Here is a 16,617-nt window from a genome sequence, read left to right as displayed (position 1 = left end):
TTTAATCTTCAGCCATCCAGCTTCGCAGCAGTTTGGCGAAGTCTTCTGGTGACTCTTTCGCTAATTTTTCCAATTGTTTTTGTTTCAATGTCGCTTCCGTTTCCGGTGTATCCTCTATTTCTTCAACCACAATTGGTTCTGGTGCCACTTGATCCTCCAGCAATTCGTCCTCATCTTCTTCCTGATTCCTCCTGGAACGGATAAGCATGAATACGAGTACTGCTACCGCGGCCAATAGGACACCGCCGGCAACATATGCCCATACTGGTATTCCGGAACCTGCTGCATCATCTGATTGTGCGCTTTGATTGTCAGCAAATGGCTGGAATACGACGGAGACACTGTTTTCCGGATTGATTGCCTCTGCAGCTTCCCTATCCACAGATGTCGACACGATCGAGTTCAGGATGGAGGTGATGCTGTCTTCTACTTGGGTTTGCTCTTGCTGCGTCAGCTGTTCAGCTTCCCCGTTTTCTCCAGTGGCATTCTTATTGCTGTCAACCGCGACTTGAATTCCGATATCGCGGATGCTGTAAGGACTTTCCGTTATTTCTTTCTTGATCTTATTGAACTCATAATTGACGGATTCTTTGACATTATTGTAGGCTCCATCGCCAGCTGCTTCATCTTCAGCAGCTACATTCGGCACCTCTTCTTCACCGGTCCCGGCCACTCCGCCGTTTTCTGCCGGTTCGCCTTCATACGTCTCTGTGATAGTCTCCACACTGACCGGCAAGCCTTCATTATTTTCTTCATCGACAGGCTCCACAAGTTCTTCCGTACGTGTCTCCTGGTCGAAATCGATATCCGTTGTCACGGATACGCGGACATTATCAGCTCCGACCATGGCTGCAAGCATTTGTTGCACACGCTGCTGAATCCCTTGTTCGACTTCCTTTTTGATGCCCATTTGGTTTGTATAGGCATCCCCGCCTGCTTGTGCCGTTTCCATGTTTATGTACTCAAAATCTTGGTTCGTTATGACGATGTTTTCTTCCGGAAGATTCGGTACGGTCTTGGATACCAGACGATACATCGCTTCTACTTGACTAGGCTCAAAATGGTACCCAGTCTCTGTGTTCAGTACAATGGAAGCCGATGCCTCTTCCTGTTCATCCGTGACAAAAACAGGATCCGAGGGCTTATTTATCATGACATCCGCACTCTTGATACCGTCTATATTGGTCAATAATGTGGATAATTCCGTTTGAAGGGCATCAAGTTTGATCACATCGAATTCATTATCCGTCATACCCCATGAAGCATTGTTGCTGAAGAACGAATAATCGATGCTGCCTGTTTCCGGCAGCCCTTCTGCCGCTAAATCAACGAGCAGCCCTTCTGCCTGTTTATCCGGAACAAGGATGGTGGTCCCATTTCCCTCGAGTTCATATTTAACACCTTGTGCGTCCAGCTCTTCCTTGATCTTGCCAGCTTCCTGGGCAGAAAGATCTTTATACAAAGGCACCATCGTCTCTTTCGTAGCAAAATATGAACTGATACCGATGATTAAAACAAGTACGATCGGGGTACATATCAACAGTGCCTTTTGCCAAACTGGTCTTGTCTGCCAGAAATTAGTTATCTTTTCTTTGTAACTTGCAATTCGCTGATTCATCTGGTTCCCCCAAAGCATAGGTCAAATTCATAATAAAAGCATATCTACTTTGACTGAGGATAGATTACCATCCTTATTCTACATAGACATGCGCATCATTTCAGTATAAGCATCGATTGCTTTCTTTTGCACTTGGACTGCCGCGTCCATTGCTACACTTGCTTTTTGAGACGCAATCATAACATCGTGCAGGTTATCCACTTTTCCCGCAGCAAGGGCCTGTGTCATCTTATCGGATTCCTGCTGCGTTTCATTCAAGCTTTCAATTGCGGATTTCAAGCTCTCCGTGAAGCTTGCTTGCGCCTCGGCTGGTGTCGACTGCTTTACTGCAGTAAGACTGTTGGTTCCTGCCAGGCCGCTGATCCCTTCAATTGCCATTTGTCACCCTCCTCTATTTTCCGATTTCCAAAGCTTTCTGAAGCATACCTTTTGTTGCATTCATTGCCGTGACGTTAGCTTCATACGATCTGGTAGCGCTAATAAGATCAGTCATTTCCCGTAATGGATCGACATTCGGCATTGCTACATATCCTTCTTCGTTCGCATCAGGTGAAGCAGGGTTATATACCATCTCGAACGCTGTGTCGTCTTCCGTGATTTCCGAAACCCTGACACCGCCGGAGCCACCTTTACCTCCTTGAGCCCGTTCCAGAAAGGAAGAAAAACCATTTGTATCCTTGGATTCCAGGGAAACCATTTTCCGTCTGTACGGAACATAATTTCCATCTTCATCAATGGTGGCCCGTGTCGTTTCAGCATTCGCGATATTGGATGACACAACATCCATACGCAGCCGCTGGGCCGTCAGCGCGCTAGCGCTTGTATTCAAGGAAGAGAAAATAGTCAAAATCAATTACCTCCTTTAATGACTTTGGAAAGACTGTTAAACTTACCGCTCATTCGATCAACAAGTGCTTGATAGTATAATTGGTTATCCGCTAATTCGGACATTTCCTTATCTATATCCACATTGTTGCCGCTATTCGTATAAGAGGTGCCTTCCTTTTTTGTCACCTGGAATTCAGATGTGTCAGTCGTACTGCCAAACGCAAGATGTTTAGGATTCGTACGCTTCGCAGTGAATGCAGAATCCATTGTGTCCTGCAGCGTTTCTTTAAAAGAAACGGTTTCCGCTTTATATCCGGGTGTATCAGCATTCGCTATATTATTGGCAATGGTTTGATTTTTTAGATTGGCATAATCCAGTGAACGATCCAATGCTTGAATCGTTTTGCCATATAGGTCCATTGTTACCCCTCCCAGAGTGCTATGTATGCCGTCGAATCAGCTCTAATGTACACGATTATTGTATTGAAAGGAGGAAGTTATGTCTATATGTTCTATGATAATTTTCTTATATTTGTAAAAATGGTCTAAGCATACTAAAACTTTTAACCTATTAAACATACATTTAATTACAGTTTTGACCGTATTTTAGATGTTAACTTTTTTGATGACATGATTAAAGCCTACTAAAGTTGATTCATATCCCGGTTTTTTTCCTTTCTGCACCAGAAAAACTAAATATATTTTACTACTCCCCCGAACGGAAAACGCGCGTTTTTTTGAAAGGGCTTTCTATTACATGAAATAAATATAGTATAAGAGTCATGAATAGCCACAAAAAAAGGGAAACAGGCTTTTTGGCCTGCTTCCCTTTTGATTAGCTTGTATGTTTTTGTAATTCAACCAGGAATTTATTATTAAGGACTTTAATGTACGTTCCTTTCATTCCTAAAGAACGGGATTCAATTACCCCTGCACTTTCCAATTTACGCAAAGCGTTGACAATGACAGAACGTGTAATACCTACACGGTCTGCCACTTTACTTGCAACCAGCAAACCTTCGCTGCCGTCCAATTCTTCGAAGATATGCTCGATGGCTTCCAATTCACTGTAGGAAAGGGAACTGATTGCCATTTGCACGACAGCTTTACTGCGAGCTTCTGTTTCGATCTCTGCTGATTTCTGATGAAGGATTTCCATACCGACTACCGTTGCACCATATTCGGCAAGCAGCAAGTCATCATCACTGAAATTCTCTGCAACCCGGCTGAGGATCAAAGTCCCAAGACGTTCACCACCGCCGATGATCGGAACAATCGTCGTCAATCCGCCTTGGAAAAGATCTTTGTTCTCCACCGGGAATGCTGTATAAGGACTGTCGATACCGATATTTGCAGTCGTCTGCTGTACTTGGAAAAGACCTTCCGTATACTCTTTAGGGAACTGTCTTTCCTCGAGCATTTGCTTCATCCTGTCATTCTCGATTGCCTGGTTGATCGAAAATCCCAGCAATTTGCCGCGGCGGCTTACGATGAAGATATTGCTCTCGATGACCTGCTGCAAGGTCTCGGACATATTGTTGAAGTTGACAGCCTTTCCTGCTGTCTTTTGCAGCATAAAGTTTATATCTCTTGCCTTATCTAATAATTTCATGATTTCCTCCTGTTATTTTATAAAATATACTGACTCAAATCTTTATTCTTTGCGATCGATGCCAGTTTGTCATCTACATAGCTAGGTGTGATCTGAATCGTTCCCATGCTTATATCCGCTGCCTCGAAACTTAAGTCCTCCAGCAGCTTCTCCAATATGGTATGAAGGCGGCGTGCACCGATATTGTCTGTTTCCTGATTCACCTCAAAGGCCACTTCCGCCAGTCTGGTAACAGCTTCGTCCGTAAATTCCACATTTATACCTTCTGTTTCCAATAAAGCCTTATATTGCTTCAGCAATGCATTGGAAGGCTCAACAAGTATCTTCTTGAAATCTTCGACAGATAGCTTTTCCAACTCTACACGGATCGGGAAACGTCCCTGAAGCTCCGGAATTAAATCAGAAGGCTTTGCCATATGAAAGGCACCTGCTGCCACGAACAGAATATGATCTGTTTTGACAGGTCCGTACTTCGTAGTCACAGTAGACCCTTCTACAATCGGCAGGATATCTCGCTGGACACCTTCTCGGGATACGTTGGCACCTTGGTCGCCCTTTGCAGCGACTTTATCGATTTCATCGATGAAGATGATGCCTGCTTGTTCCACGAGCTGAACGGCTTCCTGGGATACTTCGTCCATATCGATCAGCTTCTGCGCTTCCTGCTGCACAAGCAAGGGACGCGCCTCGGAGACAGGCAGGCGGCGCTTTTTCTTCTTCTTCGGCATGAATTGACCCAAGGCATCCTGCATATTCATGCCCATCTGCTCCATGCCCGAACCTTGAAGCATATCGAACATGGAGGCCTGCTGCTCCTCGATTTCAATTGTCACCATCGTATCTTCCAATTCCCCCATGGCAAGCATCCGCTCTGTACGGGCGCGCTTGGATTGGATTTCCTCAGAAGGCTTTTCATCCGGCTCTTCATTCTGCTGCTGGTTGAAAAGCATCTCAAATGGATTTTTGAAGTTATTCGACTGTTTCTTCGTTTCTGGCACAAGAAGCTTGAGCAAGCGTTTCTCCGCTTGTTCCCCGGCTTTGTCCTGCACAGCTTCCATTTTCTTTTCCCGGACGAGCCGCACAGAAGCTTCGACTAGATCCCGTACCATCGATTCCACATCACGGCCGACATAGCCGACCTCCGTGAATTTCGTTGCTTCCACTTTGACAAATGGGGCACCGACCAGCTTTGCCAGCCTTCTGGCTATCTCCGTCTTACCCACGCCGGTCGGTCCGATCATCAGAATATTCTTCGGCGTTATTTCATCGCGCAATTCACTATCGAGCTGCATGCGGCGATAACGGTTCCGTAATGCCACGGCTACTGATCTCTTTGCATTTTGCTGACCAATGATATAACGATCCAGCTGGGCCACGATTTGTTTCGGGGTCAAATTTGCCTCCATCATTACGCCTCCAATGTTTCCAACGTGATTTGATCATTCGTGAATACACAAATCTCTCCAGCGATTTCAAGTGCAGCCTGTGCGATTTCAGCTGCAGACTTTTCTTCGGAGTACCGTTTCAATGCCCGGCCTGCGCTGAGGGCAAAATTGCCTCCAGACCCGATTGCCAAAATATCATCATCGGGTTCGATGACTTCGCCGGTTCCCGAAACGAGGAACATCTGCTCCTTATTCATCACAATCAGCATCGCTTCCAGTTTCCGAAGGACTTGATCACTGCGCCATTCCTTCGCCAATTCCACCGCAGCCCTGGCAAGATTGCCATTATATGTTTCCAGCTTGCCCTCAAACTTTTCGAATAATGTGAAGGCATCGGCAACCGAGCCTGCAAAACCTGCCAGCACCTGACCCTTGAAAAGTCTTCTGACTTTCTTCGCTTTATGTTTCATGACGACTTGATTGCCAAGCGTCACCTGTCCATCTCCAGACATTGCGCATTCACCTTTATGGCGTACAGCGAAAATAGTGGTTGCATGAAATTCGGAACTCATGGCTATCCATCTCCTTTATTCCCGATTCGCTCTCGGATGGGTATTCATATATATCGTACGAAGTCGATCTTTCGTCACATGCGTATAAATCTGCGTGGAGGATAGATGTTCGTGACCAAGCAGCTCCTGCACAGCACGCAAATCAGCACCCTCATTCAGCATGTGCGTGGCAAATGTGTGGCGCAGCTTGTGCGGATGCAGGTGCATATGTACAGCGGACTGCTCAACCAGTTTATTCAGGATGAGACGGATCCCCCGTTCCGTAATCGGTTTTCCCCGGCTGTTCAAGAACAGCTTGCCGGTTTCTTCCTTCGATTTCTCCAAGAGGCGCTCACGTCCGTCCTGTAAGTATCTGCGGATTGCTCTCTCCATGAAACTGCCAAACGGGACATATCTTTCCTTGCGTCCCTTTCCCCTTACAAGGACCGTACCGATGGACAGGTCTACGTCATCTATCTCAATCCCTGCACATTCACTGACACGCATGCCAGTTCCGTAAAGGCATTCGAGAATGGCTTGGTCCCTCTGGCCCAGCGGAGTCCCAAGATCCGAAGCCTCGAACAATTTCTCCAGCTCCTGTTCATAAAGGAAGCTGGGGACATAAGCAGGTGCCTTCGGCTGGACGAGGCGCAAGAACGGATTTGCCGAGACGACGTCTTCCCTCTCCAAAAACTTATAAAAAGAACGGAGACTTGATATCTTTCGCGATACAGTCCTTCTTGACAGCTTTTTCTCATACAGCCTGGTAAGGAATACACGGACGGCGGCAGGATCTGCTTGTTCAAATGATATAGATTCTGAATGGAGAAATTCCAGGAAAAAATTCACATCATTCAGATAATAATACACGGTATGCGGAGAAGCATGCTTCTCCACCTGCAGATAAGATTTGAACTCTTGGACGTACTGTTCTGCATTTTTCAAATTGATCGCCTCACTTCAAGCGTATAAAGCTTAACATAACTTCAAGCGCAGAAGCAAACGTTAGAAATCAAATTGTAGAAAAATTCTGAATCGGTGTCGATGCACATCAAGCATAGGGCAGTGTATGTGCCTATGCTTGTCTGCCTGCTCCAATTCCTGAAATCAACTGTCTGTATGCGTGCTATGGTGCGATAGACTCCGAGGATGATCGATGCTTCTGTGCTGCTTTTCGCGGAAGCATGGAACCCTGTTCGCCTGTAACGTTCGTCTTACGATTTCCTCTCAAGTGTGTCAAGCAAAATCCCTTTCCAATCCGTTATTATAGACCTCGTACAAAACTGTGTCAAATCATTTCCGGTTTATACTCTTATTTTCACAGAGTCTTAACAATTCAAGCAAAAAACCCCAGCTTTGAAAGCAGGGGTCATTTGTTTTACTGCTGAACTTCTTCCTTATAATCACAGCTGGAGCATGTGATCTGCGTTCCTTTTTTCGCTTTTTTCTCGACCAGCATGGAAGCGCATTTCGGACATGGTCTCGAGATCGGTTTATCCCAGCTGAGGAAGTCACAATCAGGATAACGATCGCAGCCGTAGAATACACGGTTTTTCTTCGACTTCCGTTCGACGACTTCGCCTTCCTTACATTTCGGGCAGGTTACCCCGATTTTTTTCAGGATCGGTTTTGTGTTGCGGCAGTCCGGGAAATTGGAGCAAGCAAGGAACTTACCATAGCGTCCCATCTTGTACACCATTTCATGACCGCATACCTCGCAATCGATTCCGGCTGGTTCATCACGTATCTCGATTTTTTCCATTTCCTGCTCGGCTTTTTTCAATCTGACATCAAAGCCTTTGTAGAAATCGTCAATAATCGATACCCACTCCGCTTTGCCTTCCTCGATATAGTCCAGGTCTTCTTCCATCTTGACGGTAAATTCCAGGTCGACGATTTCCGGGAAGAACTCTACCATTATGTCATTGACTATTTCCCCCAATTCGGTTGGGACAAAACGTTTATTATCCAACGTGACGTAATTCCGCCGCTGGATGGTATCCAAAGTCGGAGCATAAGTGGATGGTCTTCCAATACCCTTCTCTTCCATCGTACGGACCAATCGCGCCTCCGTATAGCGCGGAGGCGGCTGGGTGAAATGCTGATTCGGCTGGATTTCTTCAGCTTTCACTTTCATGCCTTCCTCCAGGTTCGGAAGTATGCGGTCCTTTTCGTTCTTATTATCATCGTTTCCTTCCACGTATACCTTCATGAAACCCTTGAATTTGACCTTGGAACCGGTGGCGCGGAATTCCACTCCTTCATTGAGGAGATGCACAGTCATTGTATCCAATACTGCCTGTGCCATTTGGCTTGCGATGAAACGTTCCCAGATAAGCTTATATAGTCTGTACTGATCACGCGATAAGATAGACTTCAGGCTATCTGGATGACGGTAAGCGGATGTCGGGCGGATACCTTCGTGTGCATCCTGCGCCCCTTCCTTCGCCTTGGCTTTCGCCCCGCTGCCAATATATTCTTCTCCAAAGGTTTCTTTTATATAGTTGGCGGATTCTGTCTTCGCAGTCTCGGAAATACGTGTCGAATCCGTACGCATGTAAGTGATCAGACCTGTAATGCCGCCTTCTTTACGGCCTAAATCGATTCCTTCATATAGCTGCTGTGCGACCATCATCGTTTTCCTGGCGCGGAAGTTAAGCTTCCTGGCTGCCTCCTGCTGCAGGGAAGAAGTGGTGAAGGGTGCTGCCGGATTGCGTTTGCGTTCCCGCTTGTTCACCTTGTCGATCAGGAAATCTTCGCCTTTGAGCTTCGCCAGTATCTGATTGACCTCTTCCTCTGAAGCAATATTCATTTTTTCTCCATCAAGGCCGTAAAAAGCGCCTTCGAAGTTCTTTTTGCCGGATTGGAAGACCGCATCGATCGACCAATATTCTTCCGGGATAAACTCATTGATTTCCTTTTCCCGGTCAATGATCATCTTCATTGCCACTGACTGGACACGTCCGGCACTTAATCCCTTTTTCACTTTTTTCCATAGCAGCGGGCTGATATTGTAACCGACAAGCCGATCCAATATCCGCCGTGCTTGCTGTGCATCCACTAAATCCTTATCTATGCTGCGCGGATGCTTAAAGGATTCCTTTATTGCATCCTTGGTTATTTCATTGAAGACTACCCGGCAGTCAGAATTTTCATCAATATTCAAACTATGGGCCAAATGCCAGGCAATTGCTTCCCCCTCACGATCGGGGTCGGCTGCAAGGAAGACCTTTTTCACTTTTTTGGCTGCGCTTTTCAATTCCTTCAAAACCGGTCCCTTGCCGCGTATCGTAATATAACGAGGCTCATAAGAATCCTCGACATCTATAGCCATTTGGCTTTTGGGTAAATCCCTGATATGCCCCATGGATGCTTTCACTTTATATTTTTTCCCTAGATAGCGTTCGATTGTTTTCGCTTTTGCTGGAGATTCCACGATTACAAGATAATCTGCCATATTATTTCCTCCCAAGAGGTTTTTTTTTTCTGTATGTCTAATGTAAACATGCTGTTCGATAAATCTTCCCTATTATTGAATACTTATATTCCGTTTGTCAAACATAATTTGTTATTTCTTGTAACGGAACATACATAAAAAAGCTAGTTTCTACTATATAAATTGTATCCATTTCGACTTATTACGTTCCCATTCATCAAGCAGCTGACCAGGCTCGAAAATGATCCCGGCTCCATCTGAAATCATCTGATGACAGCCCGCCGTCTGGTCCTCATAAGGATCCCCAGGTATGGCAAATACATCCTTTCCTTGCTCCAAGGCATGCATCACGGTATGCATCGAACCACTCTGTTTTTTTGCTTCGATCACGAGGGTACAGAAGCCCAGTCCGCTGATGATGCGGTTTCTTTCCGGGAAATGATGCTGCCTTGGATGCTGATCCGGGTAATACTCACTGACTACAAGCTGCCCATCCTCCAGGCAGTCGAATAAGTGCCGATTAGAACGAGGGTAAACGTGACGCAAACCGCTTCCCAATACGGCTATCGTATTGCCTCCGTTACGAATCGCTGCATGATGGGCCATACTGTCGATCCCCTTCGCCATTCCGCTCACAATCGTCCATCCGGCAGCTGCTAATGGATCCAGGATATAAGCGATTTTGGCCGATGCCGACGTTGTTGGCTGACGAGTTCCCACTACGCTGATTGCAGGCTGTCTGTTGAGCAGCTCGATTCTGCCGGCAGCATAAAGGACCAGCGGCGGGTCCGGAATATGGCTTAGAATAGCAGGAAAAGCATCATCAAAGCAAGTCAGCGTCTGGAACTGCTGCATGTCCTGTTCCAACACAGCCATATGTCTTTCCTCCTGCAATTCATGGAACAAGGTGAGGGCAAATGTTTCCGGGAGCTGATAATGAAGCATCAGTTCATGAGGGGATGCATGTAGAAGATTTTCCAGTTGGGGATCGCATGTGAGGATACGCTGCATGACCTTGCGGCGTCCCCGCAGTACACGATGCAGCAGCAGTAATTTTTCACGTTTGTCCAATTTTCCACTCCTGTCTCCAAAAGATAAGAAAGCAGGCCGGCAATCGGCCCACTTTCATCTTAATGCGTTTGACAGATTTCGTACAGTCCCTTTTCTTTCAATACCTCAATCAAAGTCTCTCCCATTACCGCTGGTGTATCCGCTACTTTTACACCGCATGCTTCCAGGACCTTGATTTTTTCAGCGGCAGTTCCTTTCCCTCCGGAAATGATCGCACCTGCATGACCCATACGTTTTCCTGGAGGCGCTGTCGCACCGCCGATGAAACCGACAACGGGCTTATTCATATGCTGACGGATCCATTCGGCTGCCTCTTCTTCCGCTGTACCGCCGATTTCTCCGATCATGATGACCGCTTTTGTCTCACGATCTTCATTGAATGCCTTCAGTACATCGATGAAATCCGTTCCGTTGACCGGGTCCCCGCCGATACCTACTGCCGTGGATTGGCCAATGCCAGCCTGTGTGAGCTGATGCACCGCTTCATACGTCAATGTACCAGAGCGCGATACGACCCCGATATGCCCTTTCTTATGGATATATCCAGGCATGATGCCGATTTTGCATTCTTCCGGCGTGATGACACCCGGGCAGTTCGGTCCGATCAGTCTGGTCTTCTTGCCTTCCATCGCCCGTTTGACACGGACCATATCCATGACCGGAATATGCTCCGTGATGCAGATGACCAAATCAAGCTCGGCATCGACGGCCTCCAAAATGGCATCAGCCGCAAATGGAGCTGGCACATAGATCACAGATGCAGTGGCGCCGGTTTCATGAACTGCCTCTTTGACAGTATTATAAACAGGCACGCCTTCCACCTCGGTACCGCCTTTTTTCGGCGTGACACCAGCAACGATGCGGGTGCCGTATTCAATCATCTGCTTTGTATGGAATAACGCAGTAGACCCCGTAATACCTTGTACGAGTACTCTTGTGTCCTTATTAATAAATACACTCATGATTCATGCCTCCCCCGTTAGTTTACAAGTGCGACGATTTTCTCTGCTGCATCTGCCATGGACGCTGCTGAAGTGATATTCAATCCGGACTCATCAAGAAGCTTCTTGCCCTGCTCCACATTCGTCCCTTCCAAGCGCACGACAAGCGGAATATCCAATCCGACTTGACGGGACGCCTCAATGACGCCTTCAGCGATGACGTCGCATTTCATGATACCTCCGAAAATATTCACCAAGATGCCTTTTACATTCTGATCGGCAAGAATGATTTTGAAGGCTTCGGTTACTTTCTCTGTCGTAGCACCGCCCCCAACATCAAGGAAGTTCGCCGGATCCCCGCCGTAATGCTTGATGATGTCCATCGTAGCCATGGCAAGGCCCGCTCCGTTAACCATGCAGCCGATATTCCCATCGAGGGAAATATAACTCAAGTCATGCTTGGAGGCCTCGATTTCCTTTTCATCTTCTTCATCCAAATCGCGCAATGCGACGATATCTTTATGTCTGTACAATGCATTTTCATCAAAATTCAGCTTCGCATCCAGTGCGAGTACTTGACCATCGCCAGTGGTTACAAGCGGATTGATTTCAGCAATGGAACAATCCTTCTCAACGAAAGCCTGATACAGGCTCATCATGAACCCGACAGCTTTGTTCAGTGATTCTGGCGGAATATTAATGGCAAATGCCAATCTTCTGGCTTGATAGCCAGTCAAACCGACAACAGGGTCGATCGTTTCCCGGAAAATCTTTTCCGGTGTCTCTGCTGCAACCTCCTCGATCTCTGTACCGCCTTCTTCTGAGGCCATCATCACGACCCGGGATGTGCTGCGGTCGAGAACAAGACCGATATAATATTCTTTCTGGATATCACAGCCCTCTTCGATGAGGAGCCGCTTCACTTCTTTTCCTTCCGGGCCTGTCTGATGCGTAACAAGCGTCTTGCCTAGGATTTCCTCCGCATATGTACGAACCTCATCCAAGCTTTTCGCGACTTTTACGCCGCCTGCTTTTCCGCGTCCGCCGGCGTGGATCTGCGCTTTGACAACGCATACATTTGTGCCCAGGCTTTCAGCCGCTTCCACTGCTTCCTCGACACTGAATGCCACTTTACCAGCAGGAACAGACACACCAAATTCACGCAAAACCTCTTTGCCTTGATACTCATGAATATTCATTCTGTACCCTCCCCGTCAGATTCCGTGCAAGACCATTGTAAACGATTACTTCTGCAAAAGTCTACCAAAAACTATAGAAAAGACAGAATCTACATAAAACTTATAACAAGGGATCAGGAAGAAGGTGCCGTTTTCTGTGAAAATGCATGAAAATGCTTTCATAAGAGAATTTATGGAATAAGCGCCCGGAAATCCGGACGCTTATTTTCCCGCCTGCTTGTCTGCCTGATAAATGAAAGCGAAGACCTCGGCTACCGCTTCATAAAGATCGGCCGGAATCATTTCGTTTACTTCCAGCTCCGACAATAGGCCGACCAATGCCGGATCTTGCTGGATCGGCACCCCGTTATCCCTGGCGCGTTTTATGATGGCCTCTGCTGTCAAACCTTTTCCGCTTGCAGTGAGGACAGGTGCCCGCCGTTTGGCTGCATCATATTTCAAGGCAGCTGCTTGGCGCATGTTCCTTCTATCTGTCATATACGATAATCGACACCTTTCTGTTCGGATGATCCAGCCGCCGGACCTGTACTGATACGTTCGGATTCCTTGACATCAGCGCCGCTGATTGTATATTTAACGGAAGACAGATGATAGCCGCTTGCCTCAAGGGCGGATTTCAGCTTGTGCTGCAGCGGACGCATCACTCGTTCCGCTTGCCCATCGGCTGTATAAATATGCAGGCTGACTGTTTTTTTCTGTACATACATATCGACTGCCATGTCGTTCAAAATTGGTAAATGCAAATAAAACAAAATCCTGCAATGGTCGGAGGATAGTTTTCCATCTTCTTCTTTTCTCCCCTCAAGTTCCATCAGCAGATCTTTATCGAATCCAAAAGGCGCTCCAGGCAGCTGAAGCTGGATATAGGTCATCTGCTTATCATCATGCACTTGAAGCAGCTGGCTTCCGGTGATTTGCTGTAGAAGCGGAGCAGATAGCTCAGCTCTTTCGGCACTATGCGCTGCGTGCTGCAGCAGCAAGCCTTTCAGTGGCAATTCGGCAGTTTTCGCTTCTTTTATATCATGTTCGAATGCATATCCCACTTGCCGGAATATATCCTGCAGCAGCTGTTTGAAAAAGGCTCCATCCTTGCTCTGCTCATTCATGCTCGAAGCTTGCAGCAGATGCAGCAATTCTGTTGTCTTTGCCAATAACTGCCCGTTGCCCATTTGGCCTTTTTGCAGCTGGCTGGATATGCCTTGAACCAAGGAAACCGATTGGAAAGCTTCCAAGGAATTGCGCAGGCTTAACACAACATCGTCCGGCAGCGCACGGTCAGGAAACATGGCGAGCAGCTGCCGTACTGTCGCCAGCACAGTCTGCAAGCCATCCCGGGCTGCTGCAGTATGCTTCCCGGCACGTTGCAGCTCCGTCAGGAAACCATCCATGACAGAAGCATATGGGGATGCAGCCGCCAGCCTAGCCGTCCCCATTGCAGGTTTGTGCTGCATATTCCGGGTATCCGACAACTGCTTTTCGAATGCCAGCCATTCTTTCTGCCATGCTTCAAACGATGGGGCATTGGATGGAAAAGAGGGACGGATGGCCAGGTACAAATCCTGTTTGCCCGCCTTTGCTTCCTGGATGATCTGTTGAATCAAATGCGCCTCATGGACTGCTGGTCCGGCAGGTGAAAGCTTGCCCAGTATTTGTCTGAGCGGCATAGCCCCGTCATTTTCAGCAGTCAGGTTATCGTTCAGCTGATTCAGGGAAGCTGTCATATCCCAAGTCTGACGAGCCGCGATTGCCTGCAAAATATTTCCCGTCAAAGGCAGCTTCCGATTCATCATCAGCTGCAGCGCATCCTGCCTTGCCTGCAATGGCTGCGAGTGCGGCTGCTGCAGAAGCTGGAGGGCTTGTTTCAGCTGCGGCATAGTAAACGGCGTCTGCTGCTTCAATAAGCCTTCGACAAAGGTGCTATTCATTTTATTCGGCTTATTGCCGGTAAGCTCTATCAATTGCGGAACGCCGTTTTCCTTTCCTGGAACCTGGGGCAGGACCTGCAATAGAGGGCGATCGCCGCCCTTCTTCACTTCAAACCAGTAAGTGCCGCCTGCGGATAAAGAAGTCTGCAATTCTGCTATGACTTGCTTGGCGCCGATTTGCAGCAGCGCTTTATTGTCCGGGAAAAACTTATTTATCCTGCCGGTAACGACCTCACCCTGCTGAAAGCTTTTCTCCTGCTGCGGGTGGGTTGCAGGCGGCAGGTGACTCGGCCTTTGAATGGATAAATGATGCATGATACCCCTTCCTTCTTAAGCGCGGGAAAGTTCTTTTACAGGTGCAAAACTCAATCGATGCAAGGGTGTAATACCCTGCTTTTGCAATGCCTCCAGATGCTGCTTTGTCCCATATCCCATGTTTTCCTTGAATCCATAGCCTGGATATTGTTCATCAGCCTCTTTCATCAAACGGTCCCGTGTCACTTTGGCAATGATGCTTGCAGCTGCAATGGAGACACTCCGCTGATCCCCCTTGATAAGCGATTCATGGGTACAAGGCAATTCTGCAAGCGGCATGGCATCCACAAGTACATGGTCCGGCTGGCATTTTAGTTCCGCTGCCGCTTCCAGCATTGCTTGTTTGGCAGCTTGATAGATATTTACTTCATCGATCCTTCGGCTGTCCACGATCCCCACACCATAGGAGATGCACGTATCCATGATTTGATCATATAATGCTTCCCGCTTCAGCTCGCTCAGCTGTTTGGAGTCATTCAATCCGGCTATGTAAGCATCTTTGGGCAAAATCACGGCAGCAGCAACGACAGGGCCTGCAAGCGGTCCCCTGCCAGCTTCGTCTATACCTGCGATATACTGTTTTCCTTGCTCATAACAGTCGTTTTCAAAACTGCACATCCGATTGTATCGTTCGCGAAGTTCCCTTTCCTTCTCCGCTTTTCGTCTATGCGCATCCATCAGCTTTTTGACACCTGCACGATGATCCTCTTGCCAGGAGGAGAGCATTTCCTCTGAATATGTACCATCCTGTAAATGATTACGGATCTGCTGGATCGTCAATACATCTTTCATGAACAATCTCCCTTTTCTCTATTTATCGGTCATGCACAAAAAAAATAAAGACATACATAAAGAAATATGTATGTCCGTCCTTTCATTCCGCTTCTGGCTTTTCGAAAGTCACATTCGCAATCCGTTTGCTGCGGAGATCACGAATGATGATTTCATAAGTCTTTTCATAATTGATGACGCCGCCAGCTTCCAGCGCACCTCTGAATCGCCCGATATGCGTGAACATATCGACTGTATCCATGGAAATATCCTCGATTGCATATCTTTCTGCCAATTGAGCCGGATAATGCTCTTTCAAATAACCAAGGATGAAGGTCGCCACTTCTTCCATCGGCAGAATCTGGTCCTTGATCGTTCCAATGGCAGCCAGGACAAGACCAACCTGCGGATCCTCGAATTTCGGCCAGAGAATACCCGGTGTATCAAGCAGCTCGAAGTCTTTCTTTACTTTGATCCATTGCTGCTGGGTAGTGACACCTGGGCGATCGCCTGTCTTGGCTATTTTTTTACTTGCCAGACGGTTGATGAGCGTCGATTTCCCCACATTCGGAATACCAATGATCATCGCCCTGCCCGGCGGCGGATTCTGGACACCTTTACGCTTCCATTTTTCCCGTTTGGCAGCGTGCATATCGTGTGCGCGCTGAATGACATGCTGGATGTCGCCTTTTTCATCTGCATTGACTGCGAGAGCCGGCGTTCCTTGTTCCTCATAATGACGGATCCAGGCATCGGTAGCCGATTTATCCGCCAAGTCCTTTTTCATGAGTACAACCATTTTCGGTTTGCTGCCAAGCACCTTGCGAAGCATCGGATTCTGTGATGCTTCCGGCGCCCTTGCATCCACCAGCTCGATGACAAAGTCCACGAGCTTCAGTTTTTCTTCCACTTCTCTTCTAGCTTTGGCCATATGGCCGGGAAACCATTGAATCGTCACGAGAATA

Annotated in this window: 16 protein-coding genes; all 16 read right to left on the bottom strand. The window is 47.4% G+C overall.

The genetic code is table 11. From position 1 onward, the window contains the following. Window position 1: 1 nt before the first annotated feature. On the bottom strand, window positions 2–1,618 hold the full coding sequence (gene fliF, locus CHH53_RS03335) for a flagellar basal-body MS-ring/collar protein FliF (protein WP_095214698.1): 1,617 nt from the start codon (window positions 1,616–1,618) through the stop codon (window positions 2–4). 78 nt (window positions 1,619–1,696) lie between these two features. Next, window positions 1,697–1,996 (bottom strand): flagellar hook-basal body complex protein FliE, encoded by a 300-nt coding sequence (gene fliE / locus CHH53_RS03330; RefSeq protein WP_095214697.1) that lies wholly within the window; start codon window positions 1,994–1,996, stop codon window positions 1,697–1,699. 13 nt (window positions 1,997–2,009) lie between these two features. Beyond that, window positions 2,010–2,465, bottom strand: a complete 456-nt coding sequence (gene flgC, locus CHH53_RS03325; protein WP_095214696.1) for a flagellar basal body rod protein FlgC — start codon at window positions 2,463–2,465, stop codon at window positions 2,010–2,012. 2 nt (window positions 2,466–2,467) lie between these two features. Next, window positions 2,468–2,866, bottom strand: a complete 399-nt coding sequence (gene flgB, locus CHH53_RS03320) for a flagellar basal body rod protein FlgB (protein WP_095214695.1) — start codon at window positions 2,864–2,866, stop codon at window positions 2,468–2,470. Window positions 2,867–3,281: 415 nt separating this feature from the next. After that, the gene (gene codY, locus CHH53_RS03315; protein ID WP_095214694.1) at window positions 3,282–4,058 is read right to left on the bottom strand and encodes a GTP-sensing pleiotropic transcriptional regulator CodY; all 777 of its coding nucleotides are present in this window, start codon (window positions 4,056–4,058) and stop codon (window positions 3,282–3,284) included. A 17-nt stretch (window positions 4,059–4,075) separates the two neighbouring features. Then, a complete protein-coding gene (gene hslU, locus CHH53_RS03310) occupies window positions 4,076–5,464 on the bottom strand; it encodes an ATP-dependent protease ATPase subunit HslU (RefSeq protein ID WP_095214693.1) in 1,389 nt (462 codons plus the stop codon). A gap of 2 nt (window positions 5,465–5,466) precedes the next feature. Continuing rightward, on the bottom strand, window positions 5,467–6,015 hold the full coding sequence (hslV, locus tag CHH53_RS03305; RefSeq protein ID WP_095214692.1) for an ATP-dependent protease subunit HslV: 549 nt from the start codon (window positions 6,013–6,015) through the stop codon (window positions 5,467–5,469). Between the two features lie 15 nt (window positions 6,016–6,030). Then, complete coding sequence (xerC, locus tag CHH53_RS03300; protein WP_095214691.1) at window positions 6,031–6,939, bottom strand: tyrosine recombinase XerC; 909 nt, start codon at window positions 6,937–6,939, stop codon at window positions 6,031–6,033. 433 nt (window positions 6,940–7,372) lie between these two features. Further along, the gene (topA, locus tag CHH53_RS03295) at window positions 7,373–9,451 is read right to left on the bottom strand and encodes a type I DNA topoisomerase (protein ID WP_095214690.1); all 2,079 of its coding nucleotides are present in this window, start codon (window positions 9,449–9,451) and stop codon (window positions 7,373–7,375) included. 153 nt (window positions 9,452–9,604) lie between these two features. Beyond that, the gene (dprA, locus tag CHH53_RS03290) at window positions 9,605–10,501 is read right to left on the bottom strand and encodes a DNA-processing protein DprA (protein ID WP_095214689.1); all 897 of its coding nucleotides are present in this window, start codon (window positions 10,499–10,501) and stop codon (window positions 9,605–9,607) included. 59 nt (window positions 10,502–10,560) lie between these two features. After that, a complete protein-coding gene (gene sucD / locus CHH53_RS03285; protein ID WP_095214688.1) occupies window positions 10,561–11,463 on the bottom strand; it encodes a succinate--CoA ligase subunit alpha in 903 nt (300 codons plus the stop codon). Window positions 11,464–11,480: 17 nt separating this feature from the next. Beyond that, window positions 11,481–12,641 (bottom strand): ADP-forming succinate--CoA ligase subunit beta, encoded by a 1,161-nt coding sequence (gene sucC, locus CHH53_RS03280; RefSeq protein ID WP_095214687.1) that lies wholly within the window; start codon window positions 12,639–12,641, stop codon window positions 11,481–11,483. Window positions 12,642–12,842: 201 nt separating this feature from the next. Next, window positions 12,843–13,118, bottom strand: a complete 276-nt coding sequence (locus tag CHH53_RS03275) for an EscU/YscU/HrcU family type III secretion system export apparatus switch protein (protein ID WP_095214686.1) — start codon at window positions 13,116–13,118, stop codon at window positions 12,843–12,845. Beyond that, entirely contained in the window at window positions 13,115–14,881 is a 1,767-nt protein-coding gene (locus CHH53_RS03270; protein ID WP_095214685.1) for a hypothetical protein, read from the bottom strand. Before CHH53_RS03270 ends, CHH53_RS03275 begins: the two co-directional genes overlap by 4 nt. Before the next feature lie 15 nt (window positions 14,882–14,896). Next, window positions 14,897–15,673 (bottom strand): ribonuclease HII, encoded by a 777-nt coding sequence (locus tag CHH53_RS03265; protein ID WP_095214684.1) that lies wholly within the window; start codon window positions 15,671–15,673, stop codon window positions 14,897–14,899. Window positions 15,674–15,755: 82 nt separating this feature from the next. Next, window positions 15,756–16,610, bottom strand: coding sequence for a ribosome biogenesis GTPase YlqF (gene ylqF / locus CHH53_RS03260; protein ID WP_095214683.1), 855 nt, complete (start codon window positions 16,608–16,610; stop codon window positions 15,756–15,758). Window positions 16,611–16,617: the final 7 nt, after the last annotated feature.

Origin of the sequence: Terribacillus sp. 7520-G, assembly GCF_002271665.1 — a bacterium.
Classification (GTDB): Bacteria; Bacillota; Bacilli; order Bacillales; family Amphibacillaceae; genus Terribacillus.
The sequence above is the reverse complement of the archived record's forward strand: the minus strand, read 5'-3'. Positions and strand labels throughout refer to the sequence as shown.